Origin of the sequence: Serratia sp. CY82433 (assembly GCF_052166535.1) — a bacterium.
GTDB classification, from domain to species: Bacteria; Pseudomonadota; Gammaproteobacteria; order Enterobacterales; family Enterobacteriaceae; genus Serratia; species Serratia sarumanii.
The window spans coordinates 873,021-885,765 of record NZ_JBJNOR010000001.1; the positions used below are offsets into that span (position 1 = coordinate 873,021).

Below are 12,745 nucleotides of genomic sequence, written 5' to 3' on the forward strand. Positions count from 1 at the left end.
AACGCGAGCGTTAACTTCGGGCGTCTTTTCGACAGGTCGCTTTTCTGCGGCGAACAGTGAATGTGGTGAGGGGAAATGACTCAGGTTTATAATTTTAGCTCTGGCCCGGCGATGCTGCCGGTGGAAGTGTTGCGTCGTGCGGAACAGGAACTGTGCAACTGGCACGGGCTGGGCACGTCAGTGATGGAGATCAGTCACCGCAGCAAAGAATTCATCGCCGTTGCCGAGCAGGCGGAACAGGATCTGCGCGATCTGCTGAAAGTCCCCTCCAACTATAAAGTGCTGTTTTGCCACGGCGGCGCCCGCGCGCAGTTCGCGGCGCTGCCGCTGAACCTGCTGGGCGACAAGGCCACCGCCGACTATATCGACGGCGGCTATTGGGCGCACAGCGCCATCAAGGAAGCGGAAAAGTATTGCGCCCCGAACGTCATCGACGTGAAAACCCGCATCGACGGCCTGAGCGGCATCAAGCCGATGAAAGAGTGGCAGCTCAGCGACGACGCGGCTTACGTGCACTATTGCCCGAATGAGACCATCGACGGCGTGGCCATCGATGAAACGCCGGACTTCGGCGACAAGGTGGTGATCGGCGATTACTCCTCGACCATCCTGTCCCGCCCGCTCGACGTCAGCCGCTTCGGCGTGATTTACGCCGGCGCGCAGAAAAATATCGGCCCGGCCGGCCTGACGCTGGTGATCGTGCGCGACGATCTGCTGGGCAAGGCGCGCAAAGAAGTGCCGTCGATCCTCGATTACACCGTGCTGGCCGAGAACGACTCGATGTTCAACACCCCGCCGACCTTCGCCTGGTACCTGTCCGGGCTGGTGTTCAAATGGCTGAAAGAGCAGGGCGGCCTGGTGGAGATGCAAAAACGCAATCAGGCCAAGGCCGAGCTGCTGTACGCGACCATCGATAAATCCGACTTCTACCGCAGCCAGGTGGCGATCGCCAACCGTTCGTGGATGAACGTGCCGTTCCAACTGGCCGATGCGGCGCTGGACAAGGTGTTCCTCAGCGAAGCCGAGGCCATCGGCCTGCAGGCGCTGAAAGGCCACCGGGTAGTTGGCGGCATGCGCGCTTCTATTTACAATGCCATGCCTCTGGCCGGCGTGCAGGCGCTGACCGATTTCATGGCCGACTTCGAACGTCGTCACGGTTGATTCCGTCAGCCCGCCAGGCGCGGGCTGCCTCAGGCTGTTGTCCTTTTGCATTAAAGCGGCTCCGGCATTATTCCGGAGCCGTTTCGTTTATCAGAATTGGAGAGTTTTGTTCACATGGTGGATTCCCTGACGTTACAACCGGTCGCCCTGGTCAATGGCACCGTCAACTTACCCGGCTCGAAGAGCGTTTCTAACCGCGCTCTGCTGCTGGCGGCGCTGGCGAAAGGCACGACCCGGCTGACCAACCTGCTGGACAGCGACGACGTGCGTCATATGCTGAACGCGCTGCAGGCGTTGGGCGTGAACTACCAGCTTTCCGCCGATCGCACCCTGTGCGAAGTGACCGGCGTGGCCGGGCCGCTGGTGGCCGAACGGCCGCTGGAACTGTTCCTCGGCAACGCCGGTACGGCGATGCGCCCATTGGCGGCGGCGCTGTGCCTCGGCGAAGGCGACGTGGTGCTGACCGGCGAACCGCGCATGAAAGAGCGCCCGATCGGCCATCTGGTGGACGCGTTGCGCCAGGGCGGGGCGCAGATTGATTACCTCGAGCAGACCGATTACCCGCCGATCCGCCTGCGCGGCGGCTTCCAGGGCGGCGACGTCACCGTTGACGGCAGCGTCTCCAGCCAGTTCCTGACCGCGTTGCTGATGACTGCGCCGCTAGCGCCGCAGGATACGCAGATCCACATCAAGGGCGAGCTGGTTTCCAAGCCGTACATCGACATCACGCTGCATCTGATGCGCACTTTCGGCGTATCGGTGAGCCACGACAACTATCGGGTGTTCCATATCCAGGGGCGCCAGACGTATATCGCGCCGGGCGATTACCTGGTTGAGGGCGACGCGTCTTCCGCTTCTTACTTCCTGGCGGCGGCGGCTATCAAGGGCGGCACCGTGCGCGTGACCGGCATCGGCCGCAAAAGCGTGCAGGGCGACACCAGGTTTGCCGACGTGCTGGAGAAAATGGGCGCGCGCATTACCTGGGGCGACGATTTCATCGAGTGCAGCCGCGGTGAACTGCGCGGCATCGACATGGACATGAACCACATTCCGGACGCGGCGATGACCATCGCCACCGCGGCGCTGTTCGCCGAGGGGCCGACCACCATCCGCAATATCTACAACTGGCGGGTGAAGGAGACCGACCGTCTGGCGGCGATGGCCACCGAGCTGCGTAAAGTGGGGGCGGAAGTGGACGAAGGGGAAGACTACATTCACGTCGTGCCGCCGGCCAAACTGCAGTTCGCCGAGATCGGCACCTACAACGATCACCGCATGGCGATGTGTTTCTCGCTGGTGGCGCTGTCGGATACGCCGGTCACCATTCTCGATCCGAAATGCACCGCGAAAACCTTCCCGGACTATTTCGAACAGCTGGCCCGCATCAGCCAGCCGGCGTAACCCGTCAAATCGTTTATTTTAAGGCCCCTTTGTGGGCCTTTATCGTTTTTAACCTTTGGCGGCCGGCATTTCTTCTATACTTTTTCGCGGTTGTGCGCTTATTTTCAACAACCGGACAGTTCCAGGGTAACAGATCGCCGTAGGGCAGCGTATAATACGCCACCGTATTTGCCCCTGATTGGGCAGGTGACAGAGCGCACGGGCTTCGAGTCGAAGCACGCCGTGTCTCTGTGAGGTTTTCTACCTGAAGGAGAGAGAAATGACGGCTACAGCCCCGGTGATAACCGTTGATGGACCAAGTGGCGCAGGCAAAGGCACGCTGTGTAAAGCGTTGGCCGAGTCTCTGGGTTGGCGTTTGCTGGACTCCGGCGCGATCTATCGCGTGCTGGCGCTGGCAGCGTTGCATCATCAGGTGGATATCACTTCTGAGGAAGCGCTGGTTCCGCTGGCCGCACATCTCGATGTTCGCTTCGTTGCCCAGGACGGCAAGCTGCAGGTGATTTTGGAAGGTGAGGACGTCAGCAACGAGATCCGCACCGAAACCGTCGGCAACACCGCGTCGCAAGCGGCGGCGTTTCCGCGCGTGCGCGAGGCGCTGCTGCGCCGCCAGCGCGCATTCCGCGAGGCGCCCGGCCTGATTGCCGATGGCCGCGACATGGGCACGGTGGTGTTCCCGGACGCGCCGGTCAAGATTTTCCTCGACGCCAGCTCGGAGGAGCGCGCGCACCGCCGCATGCTGCAGTTGCAGGAGAAGGGCTTTAATGTTAACTTTGAACGTCTTTTAGCCGAGATAAAGGAACGGGACGACCGTGACCGTAATCGGCCTATCGCGCCTCTGGTGCCCGCTTCTGACGCCCTCGTGCTGGATTCTACCAGCATGTCGATCGAAGAAGTGATCCGGCAGGCGTTGACGTATGCACAGAAAGTGTTGGCGTTGCCGCAGCAATAAGCGCGGCGGCGCTATTGGCTTTTTGTCATATTTGTCATAGCGGTATCGCAATATATCGGGTAAAATTTTACCCCTGTAACCTTAAACCCTGTCGGCATGGAGCCAATGGCGGGGTATGTGAAACAACCCCATTCGGCGGGACGCTAAATGGACGTTAAACTAAAGAACCCTGAAGATTAACAACATGACTGAATCTTTCGCTCAACTCTTTGAAGAATCCTTAAAAGAAATCGAAACCCGCCCGGGTTCCATCGTTCGTGGCGTCGTTGTTGCTATCGACAAAGATATCGTACTGGTTGACGCCGGTCTGAAATCTGAGTCTGCCATCCCGGCTGAGCAATTCAAAAACGCCCAGGGCGAGCTGGAAATCCAGGTTGGTGACGAAGTTGACGTTGCTCTGGATGCTGTTGAAGACGGCTTCGGTGAAACCCTGCTGTCCCGTGAGAAAGCTAAGCGTCACGAAGCTTGGATCACGCTGGAAAAAGCTTACGAAGAAGCTGAGACTGTAACCGGTGTTATCAACGGCAAAGTGAAGGGTGGCTTCACCGTCGAGCTGAACGGCATCCGCGCGTTCCTGCCAGGTTCCCTGGTTGACGTGCGTCCGGTACGTGACACTCTGCACCTGGAAGGCAAAGAGCTTGAGTTCAAAGTCATCAAGCTGGATCAGAAGCGCAACAACGTTGTCGTTTCTCGCCGTGCGGTTATCGAATCCGAGAACAGCGCTGAGCGCGATCAACTGCTGGAAAACCTGCAGGAAGGCATGGAAGTTAAAGGTATCGTTAAGAACCTCACTGACTACGGTGCATTCGTTGATCTGGGCGGCGTAGACGGCCTGCTGCACATCACTGACATGGCTTGGAAACGCGTTAAGCACCCAAGCGAAATCGTCAACGTTGGCGATGAAATCACTGTTAAAGTGCTGAAGTTCGACCGCGAGCGTACTCGTGTATCCCTGGGCCTGAAACAGCTGGGCGAAGATCCATGGGTTGCTATCGCGAAACGTTACCCAGAAGGCACCAAGCTGACTGGTCGTGTAACCAACCTGACTGATTACGGCTGCTTCGTAGAAATCGAAGAAGGCGTTGAAGGTCTGGTACACGTTTCTGAAATGGATTGGACCAACAAAAACATCCATCCGTCCAAAGTTGTTAACGTGGGCGACGTAGTGGAAGTGATGGTTCTGGACATCGATGAAGAACGTCGTCGTATCTCCCTGGGCCTGAAGCAGTGCAAATCCAACCCATGGCAGCAGTTCGCAGAAACCCACAACAAGGGCGACCGCGTTGAAGGTAAAATCAAGTCTATCACTGACTTCGGTATCTTCATCGGCCTGGACGGCGGCATCGACGGCCTGGTTCACCTGTCTGACATCTCCTGGAACGTTGCAGGCGAAGAAGCAGTTCGTGAATACAAGAAAGGCGACGAAATCGCAGCGGTTGTTCTGCAAGTTGACGCAGAGCGCGAGCGTATCTCCCTGGGCGTGAAGCAGCTGGCTGAAGACCCGTTCAATAACTACCTGTCTATGAACAAGAAAGGTGCTATTGTTACTGGTAAAGTCACTGCAGTTGACGCCAAAGGTGCTACAGTTGAATTGGCAGGCGGCGTAGAAGGTTACCTGCGTGCATCTGAAGCCTCTCGCGACCGCATTGAAGATGCAACTCTGGTTCTGAACGTAGGTGACGAAGTTGAAGCCAAATTCACCGGCGTTGACCGTAAGAACCGCGTTGTAAGCCTGTCCGTACGTGCTAAGGACGAAGCTGACGAGAAAGACGCCATCGCAACTGTTAACAACAAACAGGAAGAAGGCAACTTCTCTAACGCAATGGCTGAAGCTTTCAAAGCGGCTAAAGGCGAGTAATGACGGGGGGCGGTCTCTGACCGCCCCGATACGGTAGTTTAGCTGCAAAGCTTGGAGGTACTATGACCAAGTCTGAACTTATTGAAAGACTTGCTGGCCAGCAATCTCATATTCCGGCGAAGGCCGTTGAGGATGCAGTGAAAGAGATGCTTGAGCACATGGCCGCAACGCTGGCTGAGGGCGAACGCATTGAGATCCGCGGATTCGGCAGTTTTTCTCTTCACTACCGTGCCCCGCGTGTAGGCCGCAACCCGAAAACCGGCGACAAAGTCGAGCTGGACGGCAAGTACGTTCCTCACTTCAAACCAGGCAAAGAGTTGCGTGACCGCGCCAATATCTATGGCTAGTCGCTGACTGCCCATAGCGTTGTTGCTTGTAAAGAATATAAAACGGTGCCTTTAAGGCGCCGTTTTTTTTCGCCTGCGATTCCCCGAGCTCTGCTTGTGAATTGCGTACCGCGCCGCATTTGCGGTGTGGCTGCTGCATAAGCCTCTCTTATCTTGCCGTGCTCGCCGCATCCTCACTAAAGCCCGCTGGCGGCGACATGTCGCTTGAATAATCCTGCTTGCTCTTCGTGACGCGTTTTTGCTCATGGTGAAGCTGATGGGAGAAGAGCGATCAAAATTTCGCTGGATCTGGCGATATTCGCCGTTATCTGCGGCATCTTGCCGCTGCTGCTTTTACCGCAGTTGCCAGAGCAATGGTTGCTGTGGCCGATGCTGCTGGTCGCCGGTTTACTGCTGCGCACCCGTTGGCCGTTCTGCCGTTATTTGGCCTGTCTGTGTTTGGGATTCATATGGGCGGTTTTCAACGCAGGAAGCCTGCTCGGGCAAATGGAGCGCTTAAGCCGCATACCGGACGTGACGGCGGTGGTACAGGTGAGCAGCGTCGCACTGGAGCCTGCCGCCAGTAAGCAGACGCTGATGCGCATCGAGCGGGTCAACGGCCATTGGTTGGTGCCTGCACTGGCGTTTACCACGACATGGGCTCCGAAAGAGCAACGGCTGTGTGCCGGGCAGCGTTGGCAATTGAAACTGCGCATGCGGCCGGTGCATGGCAAGCTCAATGAAGGAGGCTTCGACAGCCAACGTTGGGCGATCGCACAGCGCCAGCCGTTGACCGCTCAGGTCAGGCAGGCGCGCTTGCTGGAGGGGAATTGCGGCCTGCGCCAGCGCATTATCAGCCATGCTGAAGCCAACATTGGTGAATTGCGTTACAAGGCGGTGTTGCTGGCGTTGGCGTTTGGGGAAAGAACCGCGCTCGAACAGGCTTTGCGCACGCTGATGTTGAAAACCGGTATCGCTCATCTGATGGCCATATCGGGGTTACATGTTGCGATGGTCGCCATTTTGTTCTGGGCAGTGCTGCGCGCGCTGCAGTTTTTCCTCCCCGCCCATCTGATTGGTTATCGCTTTCCGTTGATCGCGGGCTGGGTGGCGACGCTGATCTATGTTTGGTTGGTGGGCGCCCAGCCGCCGGCGGTGCGTACCGCGTTGGCGATGACGCTGTGGATGCTGCTGCGTTTGCGCGGCGTGCATTGCTCTTCATGGCAAGTGTGGCTGTGGTGCATCGGGCTTATTTTGCTGTGCGATCCGTTGGCGGTCTTGTCAGACAGTTTCTGGTTGTCGGTACTGGCGGTGGGGTGCCTGATTTTTTGGTTCGAGTGGGCACCGCTCGGCGAGCGATTTCGTTCGGCGTGGTATTGGGCTCCGGTGCGCTGGCTGCATATTCAGCTAGGCATGACGTTGCTGCTGGTGCCGATGCAGGCCGCGCTGTTTCTGGGCCTGACGTTGACCTCGCTGCCGGCCAATCTCTGGGCGGTGCCCATCGTCTCATTGGTGACGGTGCCGTTGATTTTGCTGGCGTTGATTTGCGGCATCTTCCCCTCGCTAAGTTACGGGCTTTGGTGGTTGGCGGATTTCACGTTGGGATGGGTGTTTGTGCCGTTAAATTATCTGCAGCGCGGTTGGGTGGATTTGGGGGCTGCCTCGTTGCTTGCCAGCGCGTCGGGATGGCTTCTCGTTATCTGTTGGCGCTTTCATTGGTGGTGGCGCTATGCGCCTGGACTGGCAGCGATAGCCATATGCTGCGTGTTATGGCGAGGTAAAGCACCGGATTACCATTGGCGCGTCGACATGCTCGATGTCGGGCACGGCCTGGCAGTGGTGATCGAGCAAAACGGCAAGGGGATACTGTACGACACCGGCGATCGTTGGGCGACAGGCAGTGCCGCAGAACGGCATATATTGCCGATGCTGAACTGGCGGGGCATTGAGCTGGAGCAGATCATTATCAGCCATATTCATCTCGATCATATCGGCGGGCTCCCGACGATGCGGCGAGCGTTCCCGCAAGCTACCGTGCGCAGCCCGATACGCGGGGAAGGGCATTTACCCTGCATCGCCGGCGAGCGTTGGCGCTGGCAGTCGTTGCAATTCGAGGTGCTGTGGCCGCCGAAAATGCTCAAAAGGCCGGTTAATGACGACTCTTGCGTGATCCGTATCGACGACGGGAAATACAGTCTGCTGCTCACCGGCGATGCGGAAAAGAGGGCGGAGGCGCAGTTGCTCCGATTGCGGCGCGACCGCTTAACGGCCACGGTATTGCAGGTGGGGCACCATGGCAGCAAAACTTCCTCAACACCGCCTTTTTTGCGCGCGGTTAATCCCGAAGCTGCGCTGGCGTCCGCATCTCGTTACGGTAAATGGCGTTTGCCGGCGCGTAAAGTGGTCGCCCGGTATCGGGCAAATGGCATTACATGGCACGATACGACGCGCTCCGGCCAGTTGTCGGTGCTTTTTTTCGACAACGATTGGCAAATTAAAGGCTTTCGCGAACAATTAATGCCCCGTTGGTACCATCAGCGGTTTGGCGTAGAGGGCGATAATGAGTAAAATAGGCCGCTATTTCTTCCGATGCTGGTATTTGCATGATGAATGATAAAGATCTCTCGACCTGGCAGACGTTCCGTCGACTCTGGCCGATGATCACTCCTTTTAAGACCGGGCTGATTGTGGCCGCCATTGCGTTGATTATGAACGCAGCGGGGGACACGCTGATGCTGTCTCTGCTTAAACCGTTATTGGACGATGGGTTTGGAAAAACCGACAGCAGCGTGCTGGTGTGGATGCCGCTGGCGGTGATTGCGCTGATGCTGATGCGCGGCGTGACCAGCTTTGTTTCAAGCTACTGCATTTCCTGGGTTTCCGGCATGGTGGTGATGCAGATGCGCCGCCGCCTGTTTGGCCACATGATGAGAATGCCGGTGGCCTTCTTCGATCAGCAATCCACCGGGACGTTGCTGTCGCGCATTACCTATGATTCCGAGCAGGTGGCGTCTTCTTCTTCCAGCGCGCTGGTGACCGTGGTGCGCGAAGGGGCCTCGATCATTGGCCTGTTCATCATGATGTTCTACTACAGCTGGCAGCTGTCGGTGATCCTGATCGTGCTGGCGCCGATCGTTTCCATCGCCATTCGGCTAGTGTCCAAGCGTTTTCGCAACATCAGCAAGAACATGCAGAACACCATGGGGCAGGTGACCACCAGCGCCGAACAGATGCTGAAAGGCCATAAAGAAGTGCTGATCTTCGGTGGCCAGCAGGTGGAAACCGAGCGCTTTAACTCGGTGAGCAACCGCATGCGTCAACAGGGCATGAAACTGGTCTCTGCGTCTTCCATTTCCGATCCGATCATTCAGCTGATCGCTTCGCTGGCCTTGGCGTTCGTGCTGTTTGCCGCCAGCTTCCCGAGCGTGATGGAAACCCTGACCGCCGGCACCATTACCGTGGTGTTCTCGTCAATGATCGCGCTGATGCGTCCGCTGAAGTCGCTGACCAACGTCAATGCCCAGTTCCAGCGTGGGATGGCGGCCTGCCAGACGCTGTTCTCCATTTTGGATATGGAACAGGAAAAAGACACCGGCACCCGCGAAGTGAAGCGTGCGAAAGGCGACATCGAATTTCGCAACGTCACCTTCTACTATCCGGCTAAAGAAACGCCGGCGCTGCGTGATATCAACCTGAAAATCGCCGAAGGCAAGACTGTGGCGTTGGTGGGCCGCTCGGGTTCGGGTAAATCCACCATCGCCAACCTGCTGACGCGCTTCTACGATATTCAGGAAGGCGAAATCCTGATGGATGGCCACGATCTGCGTGAATATACCCTGGCCTCACTGCGTAATCAGGTGGCGCTGGTCTCGCAAAACGTGCACCTGTTCAACGATACCATCGCCAACAACATCGCCTATGCGCGCGAGAGCGAATACAGCCGCGAGCAGATTGAGAAAGCGGCCGAAATGGCGTACGCGATGGACTTCATCAACAAGATGGAAAACGGCCTGGATACGGTGATCGGTGAAAACGGCGTGATGCTGTCCGGCGGCCAACGTCAGCGCATCGCCATCGCGCGTGCTTTGCTGCGCGATTGCCCGATCCTGATCCTGGATGAGGCGACTTCTGCGCTGGATACCGAATCCGAGCGTGCCATTCAGGCCGCACTGGACGAGCTGCAGAAAGACCGTACTTCGCTGGTGATCGCACACCGTCTGTCGACGATTGAGAAGGCGGACGAGATCCTGGTGGTGGAGGACGGTCGCATCGTCGAACGCGGCGAGCACGCCGAGTTGCTTGAACGGCAGGGCGCCTATGCGCAACTGCACCGCATGCAGTTTGGTCAATAATGATTGAGCGCATTTGGTCCGGCGGTTCGCTGCTTTATCTGGCGCTGTTGCCGCTCTCCTGGCTGTATGGCCTGTTCAGCTGGCTGATCCGCCTCAGCTACCGCTGTGGCCTGCGCAAAAGCTGGCGTTCGCCGGTGCCGGTGGTGGTGGTGGGTAACCTCACCGCCGGTGGCAACGGCAAAACGCCGATGGTGATCTGGCTGGTGGAACACCTGCAGCAGCGGGGCTATCGCGTTGGTGTGGTGTCACGCGGTTACGGCGGTAAGTCGGCGGTCTATCCCCTGGTGCTCAATCAGAATACCTCGACCCGCGAGGCGGGCGATGAGCCGGTGCTGATTTATCAGCGGACCGGTGCGCCCGTGGCGATCGCGCCCAAGCGAGCAGAGGCGGTGCAGGCCTTGCTGCAACAACAGCCGCTGGATGCGATCGTCACCGACGATGGCTTGCAGCACTATGCTTTACAGCGTGACTTCGAGCTGGTGGTCATCGACGGCGTGCGTCGCTTCGGCAACGGCTGGTGGTTGCCGGCCGGGCCGATGCGCGAGCGTGCTGCGCGGCTTGGCAGTGTCAATGCGCGCGTCGCCAATGGCGGCGTGGCGCAGGCCGGGGAAATTGCCATGCGCCTGCAGGCGCGTGATGCGGTGAACCTGCTGAGCGGTGAACGTCGCCCGGCGGCCGAGCTGCCGCGCGTGGTAGCGATGGCGGGCATCGGCCATCCGCCGCGTTTCTTCGCGACGTTGGAAAAACTGAACGTCGAGGTGGTGCAGGAAGTGGCGTTTGCCGATCATCAGGAATATCAGCAGGCGCAGCTGGCGGCGCTGGTTGCTGCCGATCAAACGCTGTTGATGACGGAGAAGGACGCGGTGAAATGTCGCGCCTTTGCCCAGCCCAATTGGTGGTATTTGCCGGTTGATGCGGTGCTACCGTCCGCTCAGGCTGAGCAACTGCTGCAGGATATCGAATCTCTGCTGACCAAGTAACCTCAGGATGTCAGCGTGGCAAGCCCCAGGGCTTGCGCGCAGGCTTCCAGCGAACGCTGCTGGGTTTGCTGATACAGCGCCAGCTCGTCGATCACCTCACTGCCCAACGCTTGTTCAAACGCTGCCCGGCTGGAAGCGGCGTTGTACTGCGCGTGGCGGCTGTCCCCCAGATTCGACTGGAAAATCCCCGCGGCGCTGACCGGCAGAAAATCTTCATACACCAGCGGCTGGAAGCGAACGTGTTCTTTCTCGATCAGTTGCTCCAGAGTGCTGTGCTTATCCAGCGACTCTTTGGCCGCCAGGCCGCATTCGGTCGGGAAATAGCGGAACCAGGCCAGCTGTTGCTCGCGCAGTGTGGCGTAATCATCCGGAAACGCCCGGAAGTTTTCCTCCAGCAGTTGATAGTAGCGCTCGGCATTCTTCTCGCTCGGCGGCCCCTGCAGCGCATCGTTGGTGGCCTGCAGCAGACGGTCGTAGAGTTCTCGTCCTTTCGTCGTCAGCGCCACACCGCGCTGTTCGATCTCGCCGAAGCGCGCGGTATGGTGGCCGGCGACGGCACGGCCGTCATGCTCAACGAAATCGACGCGTTCTTCCAACGCCTTGAAGCTGGTTTGGCGCAGCAGGATCGCGCGACGACGGCGCGGCGGGCCCTCGATGACCGCCTTGGGCGTAATGCCGCGGCCGGGCATCGCCTGCTGAACGCGATCGATATCCAGCGTGCGCGGTGTCAGATGGTTGATATGCGGCCCTTTAAACGCCACCACGTCGGCGATCAGGCGATGCTGATCGTGCAGCTGCCGGTATTCTTCGGCGCTGACCGTCGCCTGGTTGTGCCAGCGGAAGGTTTCCAGCGCTTGTTCGACAAATTCTTGCGCCTGCACTTCATTCAGCCCGCCTTGCGCTTCCTGCAGCGCGATCAGCTCCAGCGCGCGATCGGTAAAGATGCGGCGGCGCGCCAGCAAGCGCTCGGCCAGCGCACGCAGCGCGGGATCTTCTATCAGTTCCAGGCGCAGCAGGGAGGTGAACACGCGGAAAGGGCTGATCTGCAGCGCGTCTTCGTGTACGGCGCGAAAAGCGGTGGAGTGCACCGGAACGCCCGCCACCGACAGGTCATAGTAACCGACCGGTGCCATGCCCATCACCCGGAACAGGCGGCGCAGGGTGGCCAGCTCGTCCGCGGTGCCGACCCGGATGGCGCCGTGGCGCTCCATCGCCAGGCGTTCTATCTCGCCGGTAATTTGCAGTTGATGAGCCAGTGCGGCATCTTCGCGCAGAACCTGTCGGTTGGTTTCCGCCACCAGCTCCAGCAGATCGCCGTACAGCGGCACCTCCTTTTGATACATGTCCGACATCGCGTGAGAGAATCTGGCGCGGATTTCATTAGGTGAAACGAACTGCTGGGCGGTCATGCGCATAGCTCCTTGATTCAGCATAATCTGAAAAATCGTGTTTTTAGCGGCAAAAGTGCTGGCGAAAAAGCCGTCTGCCTTGTTTTCCCCTCAAGTTTAGCTATCTGGTTTGGGATTTGTTATAGACGTGGCAAGCATATTAGAGTTTTATGCGTCAGCTCTCATTTGCAGCGCACAGACGGGCAAAAGATGCCCTGGCGAGCGGAGAGACGCGGTGGTTCGGCCGCGGCGACCATTAAATTAAGTCATGCATATTCAGGGAGATAAAAATAAATTCGGCTTATTTATGAATTTAAGGCAATAAACCTC

Annotated in this window: 9 protein-coding genes; 8 read left to right on the forward strand and 1 reads right to left on the reverse strand. The window is 58.4% G+C overall.

All coding sequences use genetic code 11. The annotated features are described in order from the left end of the window. The first annotated feature begins 75 nt into the window (after nt 1–75). From serC to lpxK, 8 genes are all read left to right on the forward strand, one after another. Nucleotides 76–1,161 carry a 3-phosphoserine/phosphohydroxythreonine transaminase gene (serC, locus tag ACJ8PI_RS04275; RefSeq protein WP_033637853.1) on the forward strand — a complete coding sequence of 362 codons (1,086 nt, stop codon included), beginning with the start codon at nt 76–78 and terminating at the stop codon, nt 1,159–1,161. Nucleotides 1,162–1,275: 114 nt separating this feature from the next. Further along, nucleotides 1,276–2,562 (forward strand): 3-phosphoshikimate 1-carboxyvinyltransferase, encoded by a 1,287-nt coding sequence (gene aroA, locus ACJ8PI_RS04280; RefSeq protein ID WP_033637854.1) that lies wholly within the window; start codon nt 1,276–1,278, stop codon nt 2,560–2,562. A gap of 259 nt (nt 2,563–2,821) precedes the next feature. Further along, nucleotides 2,822–3,511, forward strand: coding sequence for a (d)CMP kinase (cmk, locus tag ACJ8PI_RS04285; RefSeq protein ID WP_004928270.1), 690 nt, complete (start codon nt 2,822–2,824; stop codon nt 3,509–3,511). A gap of 184 nt (nt 3,512–3,695) precedes the next feature. Continuing rightward, a complete protein-coding gene (gene rpsA, locus ACJ8PI_RS04290) occupies nt 3,696–5,369 on the forward strand; it encodes a 30S ribosomal protein S1 (RefSeq protein WP_004928267.1) in 1,674 nt (557 codons plus the stop codon). Nucleotides 5,370–5,431: 62 nt separating this feature from the next. Next, nucleotides 5,432–5,716, forward strand: coding sequence for an integration host factor subunit beta (gene ihfB / locus ACJ8PI_RS04295; protein ID WP_004928264.1), 285 nt, complete (start codon nt 5,432–5,434; stop codon nt 5,714–5,716). A 276-nt stretch (nt 5,717–5,992) separates the two neighbouring features. Continuing rightward, complete coding sequence (locus tag ACJ8PI_RS04300; protein WP_080298838.1) at nt 5,993–8,263, forward strand: ComEC family protein; 2,271 nt, start codon at nt 5,993–5,995, stop codon at nt 8,261–8,263. Between the two features lie 35 nt (nt 8,264–8,298). After that, complete coding sequence (gene msbA / locus ACJ8PI_RS04305; RefSeq protein ID WP_021504329.1) at nt 8,299–10,047, forward strand: lipid A ABC transporter ATP-binding protein/permease MsbA; 1,749 nt, start codon at nt 8,299–8,301, stop codon at nt 10,045–10,047. Beyond that, entirely contained in the window at nt 10,047–11,027 is a 981-nt protein-coding gene (gene lpxK / locus ACJ8PI_RS04310; protein ID WP_033637855.1) for a tetraacyldisaccharide 4'-kinase, read from the forward strand. The genes msbA and lpxK overlap by 1 nt, the downstream gene beginning before the upstream one ends. A gap of 2 nt (nt 11,028–11,029) precedes the next feature. Here the strand turns inward: lpxK and hglS are convergent, their stop codons facing one another. Beyond that, nucleotides 11,030–12,436, reverse strand: a complete 1,407-nt coding sequence (gene hglS / locus ACJ8PI_RS04315) for a 2-oxoadipate dioxygenase/decarboxylase HglS (protein WP_033637856.1) — start codon at nt 12,434–12,436, stop codon at nt 11,030–11,032. Between the last annotated feature and the right edge of the window lie 309 nt (nt 12,437–12,745).